We start from the raw sequence: 21816 nt of genomic DNA on the forward strand, positions 1-21816 counted from the left end.
ACGCGCGCGGATGCTCCGGTTTCCTGGCCGGGCGGTACCTCGCGGGTGCGCGCAAGACCCGCGACGTCCTGCTCGGAGCATCCGGGCAAGCTCTGCGGGAAGCCGGCCCGGGCGACCCGGACATCATCCGAGCCGGGACGACTCCTCGTCGCCGGTGTGGCTCACCTCCAGCGCGTAGACGGCCACGGCGCCCGGCGTGCCTTCCGCGTCGCCCTTCTCCGGGCTCGACTGCACGTAGGCGCCGACCTTGAAGTACCAGCCGGTGCCGCTCTTGTTCAGCTCCGCCTTCTTCGCCCCGTTGTAGAAGACGTCGATGCGGCCGTCCTCGGCGAGGATCTTCAGGTCGTAGGGCGTGCCCAGCCGGTAGGCGGGGTCCAGGACCATCTCGGTCTTCCCGTCGTCGGCCTGCGCGGTCAGGCGCTCCCCCTCGAGGCGGATCTGCAGCACGTCGTCGTCGCCGTCGTGGATCTGCGCCGCCACGACCTCCGGCTTGACCTTCGGGACGGCGAGGATCGCCTCGCGCACCTCGAGCGTGTGCGTGCCACCCGGGTTCGACCACGCGGCGTTCTCCCCACCCTGCATCTCCCGCAGCTCGGACCGCGGGTAGTGGCTGTTCTTCGTGGTGGCGCCGCCGACCTTCGCCGTGAAGACGACGCCGTCGCGCGAGTCGTTGACCTTGAAGAACTCGTTCGAGAACTTCGAGAGCTTCTCCGCGAGCACCTCCTGCGGGCTGCCCACGTCGCCGGTCGGGAGGGTGAGCTTCCAGTTGCTGAGGTCGAGCAGGTCGGCGGGCACGTTCGCCCTCCCGGCAGCGAGCGGGCCCTCCTGGGACGGCGGCCCGGTGACCGTCTCGGGCACTCCGGGAAGGGGCGGCGGCACGGGGGGCGGCACGGGGGGCGGCACGGCCGCGGCCGCGGGAGGCACCGGGGGCGCCGGGGGGAGCGGAACCGCACCGAGCGCCGTTCCGGAGACGCCGGCGGCCGACAGCGCGACGGCGAGCCCGGTCGTGAGCCCGGCGGTGATCACGGTCGAGACGAGCGGGTGGCTGAACGTCATCGGACTTCCCATCGGCCGGACTCACGCGGGGTCGGCGTGAGTGGTGCGGGAGCGGACGCTGTCGAACGGTAATCACGGTGCTGCGATCCGTGGTGCTGAGTCACTCGAATGTGGATCACCTGGTCGCGGGGTATCCGGCGCGGCTCAGATCGTCGCGTCGGCCGGGTCCTTGTCGCTGCGCAGCCCGCGCCACGCCGCGTGCCGCAGCCGCCCCTCCTTGGTCAGCACCCGGTAGACGACCTCGCCGACCAGCTCCGGCCGCACCCAGCGGGCCTTGCGGGCCTCGTCCCGCGGGACCTCCTCGTCGAACGGGCTCGTCGCCTGCTCCCGGGCCTGCAGCTCGACCAGCAGCGAACGCAGCGCCGCCTCCGTGAAGCCGGTGCCGACGTGCCCGAGATAGCGCAGCGACCCGCTCGCGTCGTAGGCGCCCAGCAGCAGCGCGCCGACGTTCTGCGCGCGCCGCCCCTCCCCCGCCGTCCAGCCGCCGATCACGACCTCCTGCGTGTGCAGCAACGCCGTCTTGATCCACGCCGCCGAGCGGCGCCCTGGCTCGTAGCGGGCGGCGCGCCGCTTCCCGACGACGCCTTCCAGCCCGTGGGCCCTGGCGACCTCGAGCAGCTGCGCGCCGCTCACACCCACGGCCGCCGGGGGCACGCGCACCCGCGGGCCGGCGATCCCCAGCCCCTCCAGCAGCTCGCGCCGCCGGTCGTAGGGCTCGCCGAGCAACGAGGTGCCGTCGAGGTGCAGCAGGTCGAACACGACGTAGGACACCGGGATGCGCTCGACGAGCTGGGGGTCGGGCGAGCGGACGTGCATCCGGTGCTGCAGCGTCCCGAAGTCGGGCCGCCCCTGGTCGTCGAGCGCGACGACCTCGCCGTCGAGCAGCACCGGCCGGCCGTCCAGCAGCGCGACGAGGTCGGTGAGCTCCGGGTACGCGGCCGTGACCTCGTTGCCGCGTCGGCTCTGCGCGCGGATCCGCTCGCCCGCCACGGCCGTGACGGCCCGCACCCCGTCCCACTTGAACTCGAACGACCACCCGGCGCCCGCGGGCGGCTCCCCGGCGGTGGCCAGCATCGGCGACACCGGTGGCGGCAGCGGGACGGTCGGGGCCACGCCCGGCAGCCTGCCCGCACGGGCGCGGGAACGCACGCGCGGGATCCCGATCGGGTGGACCGGCGGCCGCCCCTCGAGGGGTAAGGAGGCGGCCGCCGGGGGCACGGGGGCGGCCGGGGGTTCCGCCAGCCGTGCTACCCCACGGTAACTGTTGCGTGTGCAATCGTGCGGATCTTCGGGCCTGCGCGGCCCACTAAGCTTCGTGTGTGCCGGAACACGCCGCCGAGGCCGCCGCGGGGACGGACGCCGAATCGGACGCCGGGCTGAGCGCGGCCGCCGACGAGCTCTACGGGGTGCCGCCCGACGAGTTCATCGGGGCGCGCGACGCCGCCGTCGCGGCTGCCCGCGAGCGGGGCGACCGCGACCTGGCCAAGGCCATCGGCAGGCTGCGCAGGCCCACCAAGGCCGCGTGGCTGGCGAACCTCCTCGCCCGCCACCGGGCGGCGCAGCTCGAGGGGCTGCTGGGGCTCGCCGCCGGGCTCGCCGACGCGCAACGCACCCTCGACGGCACGGCGTTGCGACAGCTGTCCAGCAAGCGCCACCAGCTCGTGGCCGCGATGGCCCGCGAGGCGGGGCGCCTGGCGCAGGAGGCGGGCGACCCGGCGGCCGAGAGCGTGCTGCGCGAGCTGCAGGGGATCCTCGACGCGGCACTCGCCCGGCCGGAGATCGCCGAGCAGGTCCGGTCCGGCCGGCTCACGCGCACGCTGAGCTACACCGGCTTCGGGCCGGAGGCCGACCCGGACGCCGTGGCGGTGCCGGCCGCCCGTCCGGCACCACCGGAGCCACGTCCGGAGCCCGCCGGGGACGCCCCGGAGGCCGAGGACGGCGGGGTGGCCGAGCGCGCCCGGCAGGAGAGGTTGCGGGCCGAGCGCGACCGGCGGGCGCAGGCGCTCACCGCCGCCGAGGACGAGGAGTCGGTTGCGCGGGAGAAGCAGGACGCCGACGAGACCGCGCGGGACGAGGCCGTCACCGCCCGCGACGACGCCCGCCGCCGGGTGGCCGAGCTCACGGCCGAGCTCGAGGCCGCCCGCGAGGAGGAGCGCACCGCGTCCGCGGCCGCCCGGGACGCGGAGAACGCGGCGAGGTCCTCCGCCCGCGCCGTGGGCGTCGCGGCGTCGCGCACGGCGCGCGCCCGGGCCCGCCTCGAGGAGCTGGAGGCATAGGCCGCGGCGCACCGGCCGTGGGCCGATTCACCCCGGCGCCGTGCGTGTCGATCCCGGACCGCGGGCACCCGGCCGGCATGGCGAACTCCTCCACCGCTCTGCCGACCGCACCCGAGACCGCCGCCGCCGACCGCGTCGTGGGCCAGCTCCGGGCGCTCGAGCAGCTCACGCAGACCGAGGCGCAGATCGCCCGGCTCCGCACGGGCCAGGCCCGCACCGACGCCGTGGGCCGCGAGCTGCGGCAGAACGGCGAGAACGCGGTGCGCCGCGCGCGCCGCATCGGCGAGGCCCTGCGCGAGCTGGACGCGGTGCCGGACGTCGTGACACCCGCCATCGGCCGGGTGATCGCGCTGGTCAAGAGCACGCTCGAGCAGGCACAGCCGATCGACGAGGCGCTGCTGGGCGACCTCACCCTCGAACACCAGCTCCTCGACCGCGCCCGGTACCTGCGCGTCCTCGCCCGGCGCTCCGGGCAGCCTGCGGTCGAGCGGCTCGCCGACGACCTCGTCACCGCCCACTCCGCCACCGTCGACTGGCTCACCACGGTCCTCGCCGAGGAGGCGCTCGGGGGGCCGGCGGCCCTGAGCCCGACCCCGCTGCAGCGCGTGGCGGGAACCGTGGCGCACGCGGTCGGCCTGCCGACGCGGTTCGCCGTGGAGCAGGTGAACCGCGCGGTGCACACCGTCTACCGCACCGGCGAGCAGGTCAGCGGGGTCGTGGGGGACGTCGCGGGCCGGGCGGCGCAGCTCGGCAGTGGCACGCGCGAGGTCGCCACCGCGGGCCGGGACGCCGCCCTGCAGCGGGCCGAACGGGTGGCCCGGCGCGACGGGGCGGACACCGTCGCCGCGGCCGTGCACGAGACCCGAGCCGAGATGGGCACGATCGCCGCCGCGGAGCTGCCGATCAAGCACTACGAGGAGATGACGGCCCAGAAGGCGATCGCCGCGATCCGCGAGCTGACCGACCCTGACGAGCTGCGCACCTTGATCGCGTTCGAGGAGAGCCACAAGAACCGCGACGGCGTGATCAGCGCGGCCCAGACCCACTACGCGGCCCTCGCCGCGGAGCAGAACGGCCGGTGAGGCACGTTTGACCCGCTCCGGGCAGGGCATCAACCGCTCGTGACGATGCTCTGCCCGCCCGGCGTGTACCGGGCCGAGGGTGACACCGCGATGTTGACCGACGTGATGTGCCGGGGCGGGTACGCCCTCGACCGGGACGTGCTCGACGTGGGGACGGGCAGCGGGGCGCTGGCCGTCGCCGCCGCACGGGCCGGCGCCGCGACGGTCACGGCCGTCGACCTCTCCCTGCGGTCGGTGGCCGCGACCTGGGTGAACGCCCGGCTGCACGGGGTCTCGGTGACCGTGCACCGGGGCGACCTGTTCGACCCGGTCGCGGGCCGCCGCTTCGGGCTGGTGCTGGCGAACCCCCCGTACGTCCCGGCCGCCACGGCCCGGCTCCCCCGCCACCGGACGGCGCGGTGCTGGGACGCGGGCCCGGACGGGCGGGCCCTGCTCGACCGGATCTGCGCCGGTGTCGGCCACGTTCTCACCCCCGACGGGGAGGTGCTGCTCGTCCATTCCGCGGTGAGTGACACCGACCTCACCCTCGACGCGCTCGACCGGGCAGGCCTGGTGCCCCAGGTGATCGCGAAGGCGACCGTGCCGTTCGGGCCGGTGATGCGGGCCCGGGCCGCGCTGCTCGAGTCCCGGGGCCTCATCGGGCCGGGACAGCGCGAGGAGGAGCTCGTCGTCGTGGGTGCGCGCCATGCGTGAGCGCGTGCCGCAGGTCGTGCTCACCGACGAGGGCCCGCTGCTCGTGCCCGGCCCGGTGGACGTCGTGCTGCCCGACGGGACCCGGGTGCGGTCCGAGCGTCCGGTCACCGCGCTGTGCACCTGCCGGCGCAGCCGCCGCAGGCCCTTCTGCGACACCAGCCACCGGCGCAAGGTCCGCACCCCGAGGGAGGACGGTTCGTGATCGGCCGCAGCGCCGTCCGCCCGGTGGAGCCGCCGCCGCTGCCCGAGCCGCGCGGCCCGCTCTCGGCCGCCGTGATCAGCGCGCTGCGCCGCGGCACGGAGATCCTCCCACCCGTCGACGGCGCCGACCCGTACGGCGACGACCTGCAGCTCGCGCTCTACTGCCTCTACGAGACGCACTACCGCGGCTTCGCCGGCGTCCCCGACGAGCGGGAATGGGACCTGGGGCTGCTCACCACGCGGGTCGCGGCCGAGCGGCTGTTCCTGGACGCGCTGCGCGCCGACGTGCCCGCCTCCGACGACGTGCGGGGCGAGATCGAGGCGCTGCTCGTCGAACCGGTGGAGGGCGAGGGGCCGTCGTGGCACCTGGCGCGCGACGGCGAGCGCTGGCAGGTCCGCGAGTACGTGGCGCACCGGTCCCTCTACCACCTCAAGGAGGCCGACCCGCAGGCCTGGGTGATCGCCCGCCTCGACGGGCCCGCGAAGGCCGCGCTCGTCACCGTCGAGCACGACGAGTACGGCGCGGGCGACCCCGACCGGATGCACGCGCGGCTCTTCGCCGACATGATGCGCGCCCTGGACCTGGACGACGGCTACGGCGCGTACCTCGACGCCGCACCCGCCGAGACCCTCGCCGAGGTGAACTTCATGTCGCTGTGCGGCCTGCACCGGAGCCTGCGCGGGGCGCTCGTCGGGCAGTTCGCGACCGTGGAGCTCACCTCCTCCCCCGGTTCGGACCGCATGGTGCGGGCGATGCACCGGCTGGGCCTGGCGGAGGCGGACGCGTTCTACGCCGAGCACGTGGAGGCGGACGCGGTGCACGAGCAGCTGGTGCGCCGCGGCGTCATCGCACCGCTCCTCGCGGCCGAGCCCGCGCTCGCCCCGGACGTCGTGTTCGGGATCCGGGCGAGCGGGTTCCTCGCCGACCGGTTCGGCGAGCGGCTGCTGGCCTCCTGGGCCCGCGGCATGCCGTCGCTGCGGCGGCCGTTGCCGGACGCCCCGCGACCGGTGCCCGCCTGACCGGCAGACTCGGCGGCGATGATCCCCGCCCTCCCCGATCTCCCGGTCCGCGCCGCCCTCCCCGAGATCACGGCCACGCTCGCCGAGTCCGGCGCGGCCGTGCTGGTCGCGCCGCCCGGCACCGGCAAGACCACGCTCGTGCCGCTCGCGCTCGCGCCCGGGCTCCCGGGTACGGTGCCCGGAAAGATCATCGTCGCCGAGCCTCGGCGGCTCGCGGCCCGGGCCGCGGCCGCGCGGATGGCGAGCCTGCTCGGTGAGGACGTCGGCCGGACGGTCGGGTACGCCGTCCGCGGCGACGCCCGCACGTCCGCGGCCACCCGCGTCGAGGTCGTGACGTCGGGCCTGCTGCTGCGCAGGCTCGTCGCCGACCCCGAGCTCCCCGGCACGGCCGCGGTGGTGCTCGACGAGTGCCACGAGCGGCACCTCGACGCCGACCTGCTCCTCGCGCTGCTGGTGGACGCCCGCGACGGGCTGCGCCCGGACCTGCACCTCCTGGCGACGTCGGCGACGGTGCGCACCCGCAGGCTCGCCGAGCTGCTCGGTACGGCCGGCCCGGCGCCCGTGCTCGACGTGCCGGCGCGCACGTTCCCGGTGGCGGTCCGGCACGTCCCGCCACTGCGCGGCGAGCGGATCGAGGCCTGCGCGGCCCGGGCCGTGCGGACCGCGCTCGACGAGGGTGACGGCGACGTGCTCGCGTTCCTCCCCGGCGTCGCGGAGATCCGCCGTACCGCCGCGGCGCTGGACGGGGTGGACGCCGATGTGCTCCCCCTGCACGGGCGGCTGCCGGCCGCGGAGCAGGATCGCGCGCTCCGGCCGGGCCGGCGGCGGCGGGTGGTGCTCGCCACCGCGGTGGCGGAGTCGAGCCTCACGGTGCCGGGCGTGCGCGCCGTCGTCGACGCCGGGCTGGCCCGGGTGCCGCGCACCGACCACCGCCGCGGGCTCGCCGGCCTCGTCACCGTGCGCGTGTCGGCGGCCGCGGCCGAGCAGCGGGCCGGCCGGGCCGGGCGCGAGGGCCCGGGGCGGGTGCTGCGCTGCTGGCCCGACGGCGAGGTGCTCGCGCCCGAGCCGGAGCCGGAGATCCGCACGGCGGACCTCACCCGCCTCGCGCTCGACCTCGCCTGCTGGGGCACCCCCGACGGTGCCGGCCTGCGCTGGTGGGACGCCCCGCCGGAGGGCCCGCTGCGGGCGGGCCGCGGCGTCCTGCACGCGCTCGGGGCGCTGTCCGGCGGGGCGGTCACCGACCGGGGCCGCCGGATGGCCGAGCTCGGCCTGCACCCGCGGCTGGCCAGGGCCATGCTCGACGGGGCCGCGGAGGTCGGGGCCCGGGCCGCCGCCGAGGTGGTGGCCCTGCTCGACGACGACACGCTCGCCGCGGGCGTCGAGGTGGACGCCGCGCTGCGCAGGCTGCGGGCGGGCGAGGCGCCGGGGACCGGCCGGTGGCGGGCCGAGGTGCGGCGGTTGCAACGCCTCGTCCGCGCCGGTGGCGCCGTCGAGGGCGACGATCCCGCGCTCGTCGCCGCCCTCGTCACCGCGTTCGCCCATCCGGAACGGCTCGCCCGCCGCCGCTCCCCCGGCTCCCGGCGGTACCTCATGGCCGGCGGCACCGCGGTGGAGCTGCCACCGGCCACGGCGCTCGAGGACCAGGAGTGGCTCGCGGTCGCCATCGCCGACCGGACACCGGGCGCCGACCACGGCCGCGTCCGCCTCGCCGCCGCGGCCGACCGGGAGCTCGCGGTGCGCGCCGCACCCGCCCTCGTCGCGGAGGCCGACGAGGTGGCCTGGGTGCGCGGGGACCCCGCCGGCGTCGTGGCCCGACACGTCCGGCGGCTCGGCGCGATCGTCCTCGACGAGCGCCGCATGTCCGATCCCCCGCCCGACGCCTTGCGCGCCGCGCTGCTCGACGGCCTGCGGACCGAGGGCCTCGGCCTGCTGCGCTGGTCGGACGGCGCGCGCAGGCTGCGCGACCGCCTCGCCACGCTGCACCGCACCCTCGGGCCGCCGTGGCCGGACGTCTCGGACGAGGCCCTGCTGGCCGATCCCGACCGGTGGTGGACCGGCCCGCTCACGTCCGCCCGCGGCCGCGCCGACCTGTCCCGCGTCGACGCGGCGGGGATCCTGCGTGGCCTGCTCGGCTGGCGCGAGGCGGCCCGCCTCGACGAGCTGGCGCCGGAGCGGATCACGGTGCCCACCGGCTCCCGGATAGCCCTCGACTACTCGGGCGAGCGCCCGGTGCTGGCGGTGCGGGTGCAGGAGGTGTTCGGCTGGACCGGCGCGCCCGCGGTGGCGGGCGGTGAGCTCCCGGTGCTGCTGCACCTGCTGTCGCCGGCCGGCCGCCCGGCCGCCGTCACGGCCGACCTGGAGTCGTTCTGGACCACGGGCTACCCGCAGGTCCGGGCGGAGCTGCGGGGCCGCTACCCGAAGCACGCGTGGCCGGAGGACCCGCGGGCGGCGCCGCCCACCCGGCGCCGGTGACAGCGGCCCCGGGTGGCCGGCCACCGAGTGCCGGCATGGTGGCCCTACTGCCGTGTTGTGCCAGCAGGGCCACCATGCTGGCGTTCGGTACTCAGCGCTCGCGGGAGAGCGCGTCGTGCGAGAGCGCCTCCTGGGCGATGACCGCCTCCTCCTCCAGCGCGGGCACCTCGGTGACGGCCTCCTCGGCCTCCTCGGAGGAGTCCGGCGCACGGTTCAGGTCGGCCCGGACCGTCTGCAGCAGCAGCGCGCCCGCCAGCACGACGACCGCGCCGAGCAGGAAGGGGACGTGCACGCTGAGGTGCTCGGCGAGCAGGCCCGCCGCGAACGGGGCGAGGCCGCCGCCGATGAACCGCACGAACCCGTACGTCGCCGACGCCACGGGGCGCGGGACGGGCGAGATGCTCATGACCGCGGTGGTGACGAGCGTGTTGTTCAGCCCGACGAACGCGCCGGAGGCGATGACGGCCACGATGACGACCCAGCGCGCGCCGGGGAACGTCCCGATCACGGCGAGGATCACGGCCACGAGGACGAGGGAGACGGTGAGGGTGCGCGCGGTCCCGAAACGGCCGTCCAGCCACGGCGCGCCGAACACCGCGAAGATCGCCACCAGCACGCCCCATGCGAAGAACACCCCGCCCAGCTGCAGCGCGTCGAGGTCCATCAGGAACGGCGCGTAGCCCAGCAGCGTGAAGAAGCCCCAGTTGTAGAGCAGGCCGGTGAGGCTCGTGGTGCGCAGGCTGCGATGCCGCAGCGCGGCGATGGGTTCCCGCAGGGAGGAGCGCCGCTCCGGCGTGGGCGTCGGCGGCAGGAACGCCACGGTGGCCACGAGCGCGATCAGCATGAGGACGGAGACGCCGAGGAAGGGCCCGCGCCAGCTGATGTTGCCGAGCAGGCCGCCGAGCAGCGGCCCGGTGGCGATCCCGATGCCGAGTGCGGTCTCGTAGAGCACGATCGCGCCGGCGAAGCCACCGCTCGCGGATCCGACGATCACGGCGAGCGAGGTCGCGATGAAGAGGGCGTTGCCCAGGCCCCACCCGGCGCGGAAGCCGACGATCCCGGAGATGCTGCCCGCGGCCCCGGCCGCCGCCGCGAACACCACGATGAGCACCAGGCCCGCGATCAGCGTGCGCTTGGCGCCGATCCGGCTCGACACCGCGCCGGTGACCAGCATCGCGACGGCCGTGACCACCAGGTAGCTGGTGAACAGCAGCTCCACCTGCGTGTGGCTCGCGTCGAGCTGGGTGGCGAGCGCCGGCAGGATCGGGTCGACGAGTCCGATCCCCATGAACGAGATGACGCAGGCGAAGGCGACGGCCCAGACGGCCTTCGGCTGCCGGAAGGGACTGATCTCAGCGCTCACGACTCCCGAGTATAGATAGCGTTGCTAATGATCCGCTGCGGCAGGCTGGCCCTTGTGACGCATTCCTCCCCCACCTGCACGCTCGTCCAGATCACCGACCTGCACGTCGTCGCCGACGGCGACGAGCTCCCCGGTGGCGTCGACACCGCCGCCGTCCTCGCCGACGCGCTGCGCGCCGTCGAGGACTCCGCCATCCGCCCCGCCGCGCTCGTCCTCACCGGCGACCTCACCGAGGACGGCAGGCCCGCGCAGTACCGCCGCCTCCGCGCGATCGTCGAGCCCGCCGCGGCCCGCCTCGGCGCCGCACTCGTGTACGTGGCGGGCAACCACGACGACCGCGCCGCCCTCCGCGAGCACCTGCTGGACGAGCCGCCGTCCACCGAACCGCTCGACCACACCGTCCGGGTCGCCATCGGCAACGGCGCCGACGTGCGGATCGCCGTGCTCGACAGCACGGTCCCCGGCCACGGGCACGGCGCGCTGGATGCCGAACAGCTCGACCGGCTGCGTGCCGAGCTCGCCGAACCGGCACCCGGCGGCACGGTGCTGGCGCTGCACCACCCACCGCTGCCGAGCGCCGCACCGCTGGCCGCCTCCATCCCCCTGCTCCGCCGCGAGGACCTCGCGGCCGCGGTCGCCGGCACGGATGTGCGGCTCGTGCTGGCCGGGCACACCCACGTCGTCAGCGCCGGCACGCTCGGCGGCGTGCCGGTCTGGACCGGCGGACCGATCGCCACCACCCTCGACCCGTTCGCCCCGGGCGCCGCGCTGCGCGGGCTGGCCTCGCCGTCGGTGAGCCGGATCGACCTGTTCCCGGACGGGCTGCTCACCACCAGCGTGCCCACCGGCGCGCGGCGCACGTCGGACGTGCCCGCGGCGACGATGGAACCCGCGCTCGCGGCCTTCCGGGCCGCGTGGGGCGGGTGACCCGGTCCGGTAACGTGGCCGGGTCGCCGGCCCAGCGGAGATCAGTGTGAAGATCGCGCACCTCGTCCCGACCCTGCACCCGAACGGTCCGGAGATCGGCCTCGTCGACCTGGCGGGCGCGGCCGGCGACGCCGGCCTCGAGCTGGTGGTCGTCGCCCTCGCCACCACCTCGGACACCACGTACGTGAGCCCGCTGCGCAGGCTCGGCGTGCCGGTCGTCGAGCTGGGCCTCGCCCGCTGGGATCCGCGATCCGTGGCGCGCACGGCCGCGCAGCTTCGGGCGCACGGGGCGCAGCTGGTGCACACCCACCTGCCACCCGCCGACGTGGTGGGCGCCTCTGCGGCGGTCCGCAACCGGATCCCCGCGGTCTCCACGCGCCACCGGATCGAGAACATGCCCGCCGACCGCGGCGACCGCCTGAAGCGCACCGCCCGCATCCTCGCCCGGCAGCGCTTCATGGCCCGCACCATCGCGATCTCGCAGGTCCAGCTCGAGTGGTACCGCGGCCTCACGGGCACGGGCCGCAACCTGGTCGTCGTGCCGAACGGCGTGGCCGACCCGGGGGTGCCGGACCCGGCCACCCGCCGTTCCCGCCGCATCGCCCTCGACGTCGCCGACCACGAGGTCCTCGTGGTGAGCAGCGCGCCGATGCGCCGCGGCGAGGGCCACGAGCTCCTGCTCGACGCCGTCGAGGCGCTGCCCGACAAGCTGCCGCTCGCCGTCGCGCTGGCCGGCGACGGCCCGCTGCGGCCGTGGCTGGAGTCGCGCGTCGACCGCAACGCCGACCTGTCCGGCCGGGTCCGCTTCGTGCACCGCCACCAGGACCCGGCGGGGCTGCTCGCCGCCGCCGACCTGCTCGTGCACACCGCGGCGTCCGGAGCAGCGCCCACCGCGCTGCTGCGTGCGATGGCGGCCGGCGTGCCGGTGGTCGCCACCCGCGTCGGGGGCATCCCGGAGATCGTCCCGCCCACCGCAGGCGTCCTCGTCCCGCTGAGGGCACCCGCGCTCGTGGACGCGCTGGTGGGGCTCACCGAGGACCACGAGCGCCGCGCCCGGATGGCCGCGGCGGCGCGGGCGCGCTTCCTCGCCGAGTACGACGCGGCCGGCTGGGCGCGGCGGCTGCGCGCCGTCTACGACGACGTGCTGGCGGGACGGGCCGGTCGCGCCTGAATCGGCTCGACGCCCACGCCCGACCACAGCAGACTGCGGGGTCGTGCTGCACACCGACGCGCCGTCCCTCCTCCCCCCGTCGATCACCCTCCGGCGGGCCACCGCCGCCGACTTCCCGGCCATCGCCGTCGTCGACGGGCGCTCGTTCGGCGAGCACTACAGCCACGAACAGCTCGACGACATCCGGTCCGTGTTCGACCCGGACCGCTACCTCCTCGCCGAGGACCGGGGCGAGATCGTCGGGGTCACGGGCTCGTACCCGTTCGACGTGACGCTGCCCGGCGGCGCCGCGGTGCCGGCAGCAGGCGTGTCGTGGGTGTCGGTGGCGGTCACCCACCGGCGCCGCGGCATCCTGCGGGCGCTCATGGCCGAGCAGCACCGCGGGTTCGCCGCGGACGGCCTCGCCGTCTCCCTGCTCACCGCCAGCGAGGGGGCCATCTACGGCCGCTTCGGCTACGGGATCGCCACCGAGCACCGCGAGGTCGAGATCGACCGGCGGCGCGCGGCGTTCCGGGCGGACGTGCCCGACCCGGGCGGCGTCCGCCAGGTGGCGACCTCCGACCTGCGCCGGATCGCCCCGGCGATCCACCGCAGGTGGGCGGCGCAGACGCCGGGCGCCCTCTCGCGCACCGACCGGTGGTGGGACATCCACCTGGCCGACCGCGAGTGGCACCGGGGCGGGGCCACGGCGCTGTTCCACCTGGTCCACCCGGACGGCTACGTCTCCTACCGCATCGACCGCGCCACGCGGACGTGCCGCATCGCCGACATGGCGACGGCAGGCGAGGAGGCCTACATCGCCCTGTGGCGCACCCTGCTCGCGCTCGACCTCGTGGAGACCGTCTCCGCCCGCTCGCTCACGGCCGCCGAGCCCCTGCAGTTCCTGCTCGCCGACCCCCGGCAGGTGCGCACCGTCGGCCAGTACGACGGCATGTGGGCCAGGCTGCTCGACGCGCCGGCCGCGTTGTCGGCCCGCCGGTACGGCACAGAGGTCGACGTGGTTCTCGACGTGCGGGACCCCTTCCTCGACCGTGGTGGGCGCTTCCGGCTCCGCGGCGGGCCGGACGGGGCCGAGTGCGCGCCCGCCGCGGGCGGCGCCCCCGTCGTCGGGATCGAGGCCGCGGCGCTGGCCTCCCTGCTGTTCGGCGGCGCGCACGCCGGCTCGCTCGCGCGGGCCCGCCTGCTCGCGGCCGACGACCCGGCGGTCGTGCGCCGCCTCACGGCCGCCTTCTCCGGCGAGCGCCCTCCCCAGCACGGCACCGAGTTCTGACGCGCATACGAGCCCGCCGCCGGGGTAGGCCTCGCGCATGGCTTTCCAGGTGACCGAGGTACAGCGGGTCCTCAAGGGCGCCGACTACCCCATGGACGGCAAGGCGCTCGCCGCGCTCGCCTCCAAGAACGGCGCAGGCGAGGACCTCGTCGACGCCCTGAAGGGGATCGGCGAGGTCGACGGGCCCAACGGCGTGATGAAGCAGCTCAAGGGCGGCCTGGGCGGTTCCACCCCGGGCGGGAACAAGGCGGACCAGCGGGAGTACAAGGACGTCGAGCAGCCCGCCTTCCAGGTCAACGAGGTGCAGAAGTACCTCAAGGGCGCCGACTACCCGATGGACGGCAAGGCGCTCGCCGCGCTCGCGTCCGAGAACGGGGCGGGCGACGACCTCACCGGGGCGCTGGAGGCGGTCGGCCGCGTGAACGGGCCCAACGAGGTGATGAAGCAGCTCAAGGAGCACCTCGGCGGCAGGCCCGGCGCCTGAACGGGGTCCCTAGACGGTTGATTCCCGTGGGCAAGGCCGTGGGGTCCTTCTCCGGGCCTCCTGGCGGCGCCGCGCGGTCTGCGGGCCGCCCCTCGCAGCTCGAGGGCGCCTCCGGCGTCGCTGCGCGATCGCTGGTGCGACCCGTGACCTCCGAGCCTCGGCAGCCCCCACGGGCAGCACCGCGGGGGGCCGGGGCCTGCCCGATGGGGCGCGCGGCGCCGCCAGGAGGCGGTCCCGCCGAGCGCGGTCGGCGCGCGGCGATCAAGGGCAAATGGCTGCCCTGCAGCGGTGACCAAGGGCGGATGGTCGCTCCCGGAGATCATTCGGCCCCCATTTCGCCTTGGTCGGCGATCCGGTGCGCGTGATGCACCTCGGACGACACCACGTGCACGGCCGGCCCGGGCATCACCTTCGACCGCCCCGACCGCCGCGACGACACCCCCGCCCGTCGAGCGCTCCCCGATCGCCCTCGACCATCGAGAACCCAGGAATCAACCATCTACAGCAGCAGGAACAGCACGATGAGGCACGCCGTCAGCAGCAGCGACAACGCGATCGAGCCGAGGCACCCGAGCCTGCGGCTGTAGAACGCGATCACCGCTGCTGGGTACCCGTCGGGGTCGGGATCCGAATCCGCACCGCACCGGCCGCCCCCGGATAGGGTGGGCGGTTGTGCCCGACCCCGTCGCTCCCCCAGTCGTCCGGCTCGACCCGGCAGACCTCCTCGCCCGGCTGCGCGCCGAGACCGGGGTGGAGCTGGAGCTGATCGGGCCGCTGCCCGGGGGTCAGGTCGGGGCGGCGCTCGTCCGCAGGCCCGACGGCCGGGAGGCCGTGCTCACGCACTGGGGGGACGGCTCCGACGAGGCGTGGGCCCGCATCGAACGGGCGGGCGGGCTGCTCGCCATCGCCCGCGACGCCGGGATCCCGGCACCCCGCTACGAGCTCGTCGCGCGGCTGGACGACCGGATCGCCGTGGTGCAGGAGCGGCTCCCCGGCGAGCCGCCCTCCCGCGTCGACCTGGCGCTCGTCGAGAACCTCGTCACGATCGCCGGGCGCGGGGCCGGGCTGCTGCGCGAGCGGCCCGACGTCCCGGCCTCCGAGTTGTACCTGCTGCGCAGCGGGCCCGGCTTCTGCCTGCACGAGACCCTCGCGCAGTACGACGACCGCACCCGGCGCCTGCTCGAACTCGTGCGCCGCATCGGAGCCGCGTCCCCGCACCGGATGGCGGGCGACGACCTCGTGCACCTGGACTTCCACCCGGGCAACGTCCTCGTCGACCGCACCGGCGCCGTCACCGGCGTCGTGGACTGGGACGGCGTCGGCCGAGGGGACCACCGATTCGCCCTGGTCACCCTGCGCTTCGCCCTCGCCGTGCCCGGCGTCGACGCCCAGGACCGCTCGGCCCGCTCGGCCGCGGCCCGCTGGCTCGACAACCGCATCGACGACCTCCTCGACGACCGGTTCGACGTGGCCACCCTGCGCGCCTACTGGGCGCACATGGGGCTGCGCCTGGTGGACTGGGCGATCCGCCACCACGGCCCCGATGACGTCGACCGCTGGCTCACGGTGGCGGCGTCCCGGCTGGCGTGAGGAGGACGCGGGGTCAGGCCGATCTCGCGGTGGCGCGCCACCGGCCAGGCGCCACCCCGTGGTGGCGCTTGAAGGCGGCCGCGAACGAGAACTCCGACGCGTAGCCCAGTGATCGGGCGACGGCGGCCAGGCTCGCGTCGCCCGCGCGGAGCTGCTCGCGCGCCAGCGCCATCCGCCAGTCCGTCACGTACCCCAGCGGGGCGAGCCCGAGCAGGTGGGTGAACCGCCGCGCGAACGTCGCCCGCGACAACGAGGCCTCCGCGGCCAGGCCGGCGACCGTCCACTCCCGCTGTGGGTCGGCGTGGATGGCGCGCAAGGCCGCTCCGACGGCCGGGTCGGCCATGCCGCGGAACCAGCCGGGGGCCGCGTCCAGGTCGGACGCGAGCTGCTCGCGCAACGCCTGGACCAGGACCACGTCGAGGAGGCTGTCCAGCAGCGCCTGCTGGCCGGGACCCTCCTGCAGCAGCTCGCCCGCGAGGACGTCGAGCGTGGCGCGCAGGCCGGACCCGGCGCGCGGCCGCACGACGGTGAGCGCGGGCAGCCCGGCGAGCAGGCCGGCACAGAGGTCGCCCTCGAAGCGGTAGGCGCCGCAGAAGAACGTGGTGGCCTCGCCGTCGCCCGAGCCGAACTCCATCCGGACCGCCCCCCCGGACGGCGGCGCCCATGCCGGTTGGCACTCGAACGGGACGAGGTCGGCCGCGGGTGAGTGGCCCATGTGGTGCGGCGACGGGCCCCGGACGAACACGACGTCGCCGGGGAGCACGCGGCGGGCCCCCTCCGGCCGGTCGGTCCAGACGAACGCCTCGCCGCCGAGGATCCCGTGGATGGCGAGCTGGGCCGCCTCCGGGAACCGCACGCCCCACCCACCGCGCGCCGTCGAGTGCGAGAACGCGGCGCCCCGCGCACGGGAGCGGCGCAGCAGATCCGTGAGAACGTCCACGAGATGAGACGATCGCATATCTCTTCGCGCCGATCCAGCATGGATGCCCGCACCGAGGCGGCGTTGCATGGGTGGTGTCGACATCACGAGGAGGAACGGCGACATGCCACTGGCAGTGCAGTTCGACGAGTACGGGGACATCGACGTACTCGAGGTCCGGGACGTTGCACGGCCGCAGCCGGGGCCCGGCGAGGTGCTGGTCCGCGTCCGGGCGGCCGGGATCAACCCCGGGGAGAACGCGATCCGCAGCGGGGCGTTCCACGAGATGTGGCCCGCGAGCTTCCCCTCCGGACAGGGCAGCGACCTCGCCGGGCGGATCGAGGAGGTCGGCGCGGACGTGTCCACCTGGGCGGTCGGCGACGAGGTGATCGGCTGGGTCGACACCAGGTCGAGCCAGGCCGAGCTGGCCGTGGTGCCGGCCGAGCACCTCGTGGCCCGCGACCCGGGCGTGCCGTGGGAGGTCGCCGGCGCGCTGTTCGTCGCCGGGACCACCGCCCACGCCGCCGTCGACGCGGTCGGCGCCGGCCCCGGCGACACCGTCGTCGTCGCCGGCGCGGCGGGCGGGGTCGGATCGATCGCCGTCCAGCTCGCCCGGAGGGCCGGGGCCACGGTGATCGGACTGGCCAGCGAGGCCAACCACGCCTGGCTGGCCGACCACGGCGGCACCGGGGTGGCCTACGGCGACGGCGTCGCCGACCGCATCCGCGCGGCCACCCCGGGCGGGGTCGACGCGTTCGTCGACACCTTCGGCAACGGCTACGTCGACCTCGCGCTCGAGCTTGGCGTCGCGAAGGACCGAATCGACACGGTCATCGACTTCGCCGCCGCCGCGCGCACCGGGGTCAGGACCGCGGGGAACGCCGACTCGGCACGCGCTGAGGTCGTCGACGACCTCGCCACGCTCGTCGCGGCGGGCGAGCTCGACGTCCCCGTCGCCGCGACCTACCCGCTGACCGAGGTCCGCGCCGCCTACCGGCGGCTCATGCAGCGGCACGGCCGAGGCAAGATCGTCCTGTTGCCGTGAGGCGCGGCGGCCGCTGCGGCGCGGGGATCGCTCGGCGCCGCCGGAGGCGATCTCCGCACGCATGATCCAACCGTCGTCACACGATCTCCCAGAGCAACCATTCGAACGATTCCCTGCGCGCCCGATCCACCGGCCCGGTGTGCCTCCCCCCACGGCGAGTGCCGGGAGGGTGTTCGGGGGACCGGGGTGGCAGGGTGTCCCCGTGACCACCGCACAGACCTCCGTCGCCGTCGTCACCGGCGCGGCGCGCGGTTTCGGCCGCGAGATCGCCCGCAGGCTCGTGGCCCGCGGCCACCGGGTGCTGATCACCGATCTGGACGCCGACGCCGTCACCGCCACGGCCGGTGAGCTGGGCGTCTCGTCGGTGCCGGCGGACGCGCGCGTGCCCTCCGACCACGCCCGGGTCGCGGCGGCGGCCGCCGAGCTCGGGCCGGTCGGCGTGTGGGTCAACAACGCGGGGGTGCTGCGGGCCGGGCGGGTGTGGGAGCAGCCCGAGCAGGACGTCACGCTGCAGGTCGAGGTGAACCTGCTGGGCGTGGTGCACGGCTCCCGCGCGGCCGTCGAGGCGATGCGGGAGCGCGGCGGGCACCTGCTGAACATCGCGTCCATGTCGTCGCACGGACCGGTACCCGGGCTCGCCGTGTACGCGGCCACCAAGGCGGCGGTGCTCAGCTTCACCACCAGCCTGCAGGGCGAGCTGGACCTGGCACGGGTGCCGGTGCGCGCGCACGCCCTCTGCCCGGACGCGGCCGACACCGCACTCGTGCACGACGAGCAGGCCAGCCCGGACACCGCGCTCCTGTTCTCGCAGCGCTCGCTCCTCGCGCCCACCGCGGTCGCCGAGGCCGCCATCGGGCTGCTCGACGGGCGCCGGATCGTGCGGTCGGTCCCCGGCTACCGCTCCGGCGCCATGCGGATCGCGGGCGCCGTGCCCCGGCTGGGCCTCCCGGTGCTCGCCCGCCTGCGCGCCCAGGGCGACCGGCGGCGGGTCGCGGGGTCGTGAGCGGGCGGAGCAAGCGCCACGACCACGACGCCGGCGGCGACCCCGAGCTGCTCGCGGCCAAGGCGGCGCTGCGCGACGAGGTCTGGACGGCGCTGTCCGAGGCCGGGGTGGCCCGGTTCCCGGGCGCCCGCAACCGCATCTCCAACTTCACCGGCGCCGAGGCCGCGGCTGGGAGACTCGCGGGGACAGACGCGTGGACGGCCGCCGCCACCGTGAAGGCCAACCCGGACTCGGCGCAGCTCCCGGTGCGGCAGCGGGCGCTCGAGGACGGCAAGACCGTCTACATGGCGGTGCCGCGGCTCGCCGAGCCCGACCCGTTCTTCCTGCTGGACCCGGAGCACCTCGCCGACCCGCCGCGGCGCGCCGCCTCCATCGCGGGGGCGACGCGCTCGGCCCGCCGGGTGGCCGTCGCCGACCTGGAGCCGGTCGACCTCGTCGTGAGCGGCTGCGTCGCCGTCGGCGAGGACGGCGCGCGGCTGGGCAAGGGCGGCGGGTTCGCCGACCTGGAGTTCGCGCTCGCCACGGCGGCCGGGCTCGTCGGCCCGGAGACGCTCGTGGTCACCACCGTGCACGAGCTGCAGGTCCGGCCCGCCGGCGCGATCCCGACCGCGCCGCACGACGCCCCGGTCGACCTCGTCGTCACGCCGGAGCGGGTGATCGACTGCCGGGAACGGCGCGGGCAGCGGCCCGCCGACGGCATCCGCTGGCCCGAGCTCACGCGCGAGAAGATCGACGCGATCCCGCTGCTGCGGGCCCTCGAGAAGGAGGCGGTCGGATGACCAGGACCACACGCGTGCGGCTCGCGTACGGCGAGTCCGGACTGGCGGTGGACCTGCCGGCGGAGCGCACCACCGTGGTGGAGCCGGTCTACGTGGCAGGCGCCGCCGACCAGCGGGACGTCCTGCGCAGCGCCCTGCGGCGGCCCGTCGCCGGTCCCCCGCTGCGCGAGATCGCCCGCCCCGGGCAGGCGGTCGCGATCTCGATGTGCGACGGCACCCGCGCGCAGCCGCGACACCTGATGGTCCCCGCGGTGCTGGAGGAGCTCGACGGCATCGTCGACCTCGACGACGTCGTGATCCTCGTCGCCACCGGTACGCACCGCGGCAACACCGACGCCGAGATCCGCGCGATGCTCGGCGACGAGGTCGTCGACGCCGTGCGGGTGGTCAACCACGACGCGCGCGACCCGTCGTCGCTCGTGCACATGGGAACGCACGGGGACGGCGTGCCGGTCTGGCTGGACCGGCACTGGGTGGAGGCGGACCTGCGGATCACCACCGGCTTCGTCGAGCCGCACTTCTTCGCGGGCTTCAGCGGCGGGCCGAAGATGGTGGCCCCGGGCCTCGCCGGGCTGGACACCGTGCTCACCCTGCACGACGCCCGCCGCATCGGGCACCCGCAGGCGACGTGGGCGGTGTGCGAGGGCAACCCGGTGCACGACGACATTCGGGCCGTCGTCGGCGCGGTCGGCCGGGTCGACTTCGCGCTGGACGTCGTGCTCAACCGCGAGCAGCAGATCGTCGAGGCGTTCGGCGGCGAGCTGTTCGCGATGCACGCCGCCGCGCGGGACGCGGCGAGGCGGCTCGCGATGCGGCCGGTCGACGGCCGGTTCGACGTGGTCGTGACGACGAACGCGGGCTTCCCCCTCGACCAGAACCTCTACCAGTCGGTGAAGGGCATGACGGCCGGCGCCACGGTCGTGCGGGACGGCGGCACGATCGTCTGCGCGGCCGAGTGCCGCGACGGGTTCCCCGACCACGGCTCGTACCGCGAGGTGCTGGCGTCGGCTCCGTCCCCGCGTGCCCTGCTCGACGCGATCGAGGCCCGGCCGCGGACGGTGCCCGACCAGTGGCAGGTGCAGGTGCAGGCCAAGGTGCAGAACCTGGCGCGGGTGGTGATGCACACCTCGTACCTCTCCGACGAGGCCCTCGCCACCGCCCACCTCGAGCAGACCGCCGACATCGCCGGCACCGTCGAGCGGGCGCTGGCGGCCGCGGGACCGGACTCCCGGGTGTGCGTGCTGCCCGAGGGCCCGCAGACGATCCCCTACCTCGCCTGACTATGCCGCGTCCGCGCGGGACCCCGGGTGACCCAGTGGATCAGTTCGCGCCGCCGCCGCGCGTGCGAGCATGTGCGCCATGGTGGAACCCGCTCAAGCACCCGTGATGACCGATGTCGCGCGGTTGGCGGGCGTGTCCCACCAGACCGTGTCGCGGGTCGTCAACGGCTCCCCGCACGTGAGCGAGACGACCAGGGCCCGGGTGCTGGCCGCGATGGAGGAGCTCGGCTACCGGCGCAACGCCGTGGCGCGCGCGCTCGCCACCCGCCGCTCGGGGGCCCTGGGCGTGATCACGTTCGACACGGTGCTCTACGGGCCGGTGAGCACGCTGTACAGCATCGAGCAGGCGGCCAGCACCGTCGGCATGGGCGTGAGCATCGCGGTGGTCGAGCGGATCAGCTACGAGGCCGTCGAGCGCGCGCTCGGCCGACTGCAGGACCAGTCCGTCGAGGGGGTCGTGGCGCTCGCCGCCCAGCTCGACGCGGTGGACGTCCTCACCGCGAAGCTGCGGCCCGTGCCCACGGTCTTCGTCGGCGGCCTGCTCGGCGGCGGGAGCGCGGGCGAGATCGCACCGGTGCCCGCGATCGGGATCGACCAGCGCGGCGGCGCGGCGCGCGCCACGCGGCACCTCCTGGAGCTGGGCCACCGCACCGTGCACCACGTGGCCGGGCCCGCTGACTGGCTCGACGCCCGCTGGCGCGTCGAGGGCTGGCACTCGGCGCTAACCGACGCGGCGGCGCCCGTCACCACGCCCGAGGCGGGCGACTGGAGCGCGCGCTCCGGCTTCGCCGCGATGCAGCGGCTCCTCGCGAGCGACCCGGGGCTCACGGCCGTGTTCGCGGCCAACGACCACATGGCGCTCGGCGCACTCCGTGCCCTCGACGAGGCCGGCCGCCGCGTCCCAGAGGACGTCAGCCTGGTGGGGTTCGACGACGTGCCGGAGGCGGAGTTCTTCCGCCCGCCCCTGACGACGGTGCGCCAGCACTTCCCCGAGGCCGGGAGACGCGCGGTGCGCCTGCTGCTCGACATCATCCGCCCCGACGAGGCGGTGAGGTTCGGCCCGGAGGCGAACTCGGACCTGGTCCCCACGGACCTGGTGCTGCGGAGAAGCACGGGCCCCGCCTGACGCCTGCAGAGCGTGTGGAGCCGTAGTGCTGTTCTCGCCTGCGGAAATCAGCACTGTGG

Annotated in this window: 20 protein-coding genes; 16 read left to right on the plus strand and 4 right to left on the minus strand. The window is 75.9% G+C overall.

The features are described from left to right. Positions 1-123: 123 nt before the first annotated feature. Complete coding sequence (locus ABEA81_RS30755) at positions 124-1056, minus strand: polysaccharide lyase family 7 protein (protein WP_345609847.1); 933 nt, start codon at positions 1054-1056, stop codon at positions 124-126. Between the two features lie 144 nt (positions 1057-1200). Continuing rightward, positions 1201-2169, minus strand: a complete 969-nt coding sequence (ligD, locus tag ABEA81_RS30760; RefSeq protein ID WP_345609849.1) for a non-homologous end-joining DNA ligase — start codon at positions 2167-2169, stop codon at positions 1201-1203. A 206-nt stretch (positions 2170-2375) separates the two neighbouring features. Here ligD and ABEA81_RS30765 point away from each other — a divergent pair, with 206 nt between their 5' ends. Genes ABEA81_RS30765 through hrpB form a run of 6 tightly spaced genes read left to right on the plus strand, consistent with a single transcriptional unit; the run spans position 2376 to position 8800 of the window. After that, entirely contained in the window at positions 2376-3332 is a 957-nt protein-coding gene (locus ABEA81_RS30765; protein WP_345609851.1) for a hypothetical protein, read from the plus strand. A gap of 44 nt (positions 3333-3376) precedes the next feature. Then, positions 3377-4414 carry a ferritin-like domain-containing protein gene (locus tag ABEA81_RS30770; protein WP_345609853.1) on the plus strand — a complete coding sequence of 346 codons (1038 nt, stop codon included), beginning with the start codon at positions 3377-3379 and terminating at the stop codon, positions 4412-4414. A gap of 45 nt (positions 4415-4459) precedes the next feature. Continuing rightward, entirely contained in the window at positions 4460-5107 is a 648-nt protein-coding gene (locus ABEA81_RS30775) for a HemK2/MTQ2 family protein methyltransferase (protein ID WP_345609952.1), read from the plus strand. After that, positions 5100-5309, plus strand: a complete 210-nt coding sequence (locus ABEA81_RS30780) for a CDGSH iron-sulfur domain-containing protein (protein ID WP_345609855.1) — start codon at positions 5100-5102, stop codon at positions 5307-5309. Before ABEA81_RS30775 ends, ABEA81_RS30780 begins: the two co-directional genes overlap by 8 nt. Further along, positions 5306-6328: an iron-containing redox enzyme family protein gene (locus tag ABEA81_RS30785; protein ID WP_345609857.1), complete on the plus strand. Its 1023-nt coding sequence runs from the start codon at positions 5306-5308 to the stop codon at positions 6326-6328. The genes ABEA81_RS30780 and ABEA81_RS30785 overlap by 4 nt, the downstream gene beginning before the upstream one ends. 18 nt (positions 6329-6346) lie before the next feature. Then, a complete protein-coding gene (gene hrpB / locus ABEA81_RS30790; RefSeq protein WP_345609859.1) occupies positions 6347-8800 on the plus strand; it encodes an ATP-dependent helicase HrpB in 2454 nt (817 codons plus the stop codon). A 91-nt stretch (positions 8801-8891) separates the two neighbouring features. Here the strand turns inward: hrpB and ABEA81_RS30795 are convergent, their stop codons facing one another. Next, a complete protein-coding gene (locus tag ABEA81_RS30795) occupies positions 8892-10163 on the minus strand; it encodes an MFS transporter (protein ID WP_345609861.1) in 1272 nt (423 codons plus the stop codon). Positions 10164-10217: 54 nt separating this feature from the next. Here ABEA81_RS30795 and ABEA81_RS30800 point away from each other — a divergent pair, with 54 nt between their 5' ends. From ABEA81_RS30800 to ABEA81_RS30820, 5 genes are all read left to right on the plus strand, one after another. Beyond that, a complete protein-coding gene (locus tag ABEA81_RS30800) occupies positions 10218-11090 on the plus strand; it encodes a metallophosphoesterase (RefSeq protein ID WP_345609863.1) in 873 nt (290 codons plus the stop codon). A 46-nt stretch (positions 11091-11136) separates the two neighbouring features. Then, positions 11137-12261, plus strand: a complete 1125-nt coding sequence (locus tag ABEA81_RS30805; RefSeq protein ID WP_345609865.1) for a glycosyltransferase — start codon at positions 11137-11139, stop codon at positions 12259-12261. Between the two features lie 43 nt (positions 12262-12304). Continuing rightward, entirely contained in the window at positions 12305-13531 is a 1227-nt protein-coding gene (locus tag ABEA81_RS30810; protein WP_345609867.1) for a GNAT family N-acetyltransferase, read from the plus strand. A gap of 37 nt (positions 13532-13568) precedes the next feature. Then, on the plus strand, positions 13569-14015 hold the full coding sequence (locus ABEA81_RS30815) for a DUF2795 domain-containing protein (protein ID WP_345609869.1): 447 nt from the start codon (positions 13569-13571) through the stop codon (positions 14013-14015). 672 nt (positions 14016-14687) lie between these two features. Further along, positions 14688-15605 (plus strand): phosphotransferase, encoded by a 918-nt coding sequence (locus tag ABEA81_RS30820; RefSeq protein ID WP_345609871.1) that lies wholly within the window; start codon positions 14688-14690, stop codon positions 15603-15605. 13 nt (positions 15606-15618) lie between these two features. Here the strand turns inward: ABEA81_RS30820 and ABEA81_RS30825 are convergent, their stop codons facing one another. Continuing rightward, positions 15619-16545 carry an AraC family transcriptional regulator gene (locus ABEA81_RS30825; RefSeq protein ID WP_345609873.1) on the minus strand — a complete coding sequence of 309 codons (927 nt, stop codon included), beginning with the start codon at positions 16543-16545 and terminating at the stop codon, positions 15619-15621. Between the two features lie 103 nt (positions 16546-16648). Here ABEA81_RS30825 and ABEA81_RS30830 point away from each other — a divergent pair, with 103 nt between their 5' ends. From ABEA81_RS30830 to ABEA81_RS30850, 5 genes are all read left to right on the plus strand, one after another. Continuing rightward, positions 16649-17569, plus strand: coding sequence for an NADP-dependent oxidoreductase (locus ABEA81_RS30830; protein WP_345609875.1), 921 nt, complete (start codon positions 16649-16651; stop codon positions 17567-17569). Between the two features lie 202 nt (positions 17570-17771). Then, complete coding sequence (locus ABEA81_RS30835) at positions 17772-18572, plus strand: SDR family NAD(P)-dependent oxidoreductase (protein WP_345609877.1); 801 nt, start codon at positions 17772-17774, stop codon at positions 18570-18572. Next, positions 18569-19351 (plus strand): 5-formyltetrahydrofolate cyclo-ligase, encoded by a 783-nt coding sequence (locus ABEA81_RS30840; RefSeq protein WP_345609879.1) that lies wholly within the window; start codon positions 18569-18571, stop codon positions 19349-19351. Before ABEA81_RS30835 ends, ABEA81_RS30840 begins: the two co-directional genes overlap by 4 nt. After that, positions 19348-20631: a nickel-dependent lactate racemase gene (larA, locus tag ABEA81_RS30845; RefSeq protein WP_345609881.1), complete on the plus strand. Its 1284-nt coding sequence runs from the start codon at positions 19348-19350 to the stop codon at positions 20629-20631. The genes ABEA81_RS30840 and larA overlap by 4 nt, the downstream gene beginning before the upstream one ends. A 106-nt stretch (positions 20632-20737) precedes the next feature. Beyond that, positions 20738-21757 (plus strand): LacI family DNA-binding transcriptional regulator, encoded by a 1020-nt coding sequence (locus tag ABEA81_RS30850; RefSeq protein ID WP_345609882.1) that lies wholly within the window; start codon positions 20738-20740, stop codon positions 21755-21757. Positions 21758-21816: the final 59 nt, after the last annotated feature.

This window comes from Pseudonocardia adelaidensis, assembly GCF_039543345.1.
Lineage (GTDB): Bacteria > Actinomycetota > Actinomycetes > Mycobacteriales > Pseudonocardiaceae > Pseudonocardia > Pseudonocardia adelaidensis.

Coding starts and splice junctions, on each gene's coding strand:
- ABEA81_RS30755 (WP_345609847.1), bottom strand. CDS start 1,056: ATGACGTTCAGCCACCCGCTCGTCTCGACCGTGATCACCGCCGGGCTC.
- ABEA81_RS30775 (WP_345609952.1), top strand. CDS start 4,460: ATGCTCTGCCCGCCCGGCGTGTACCGGGCCGAGGGTGACACCGCGATG.
- ABEA81_RS30780 (WP_345609855.1), top strand. CDS start 5,100: ATGCGTGAGCGCGTGCCGCAGGTCGTGCTCACCGACGAGGGCCCGCTG.
- hrpB (WP_345609859.1), top strand. CDS start 6,347: ATGATCCCCGCCCTCCCCGATCTCCCGGTCCGCGCCGCCCTCCCCGAG.
- ABEA81_RS30815 (WP_345609869.1), top strand. CDS start 13,569: ATGGCTTTCCAGGTGACCGAGGTACAGCGGGTCCTCAAGGGCGCCGAC.
- ABEA81_RS30830 (WP_345609875.1), top strand. CDS start 16,649: ATGCCACTGGCAGTGCAGTTCGACGAGTACGGGGACATCGACGTACTC.
- larA (WP_345609881.1), top strand. CDS start 19,348: ATGACCAGGACCACACGCGTGCGGCTCGCGTACGGCGAGTCCGGACTG.
- ABEA81_RS30850 (WP_345609882.1), top strand. CDS start 20,738: ATGACCGATGTCGCGCGGTTGGCGGGCGTGTCCCACCAGACCGTGTCG.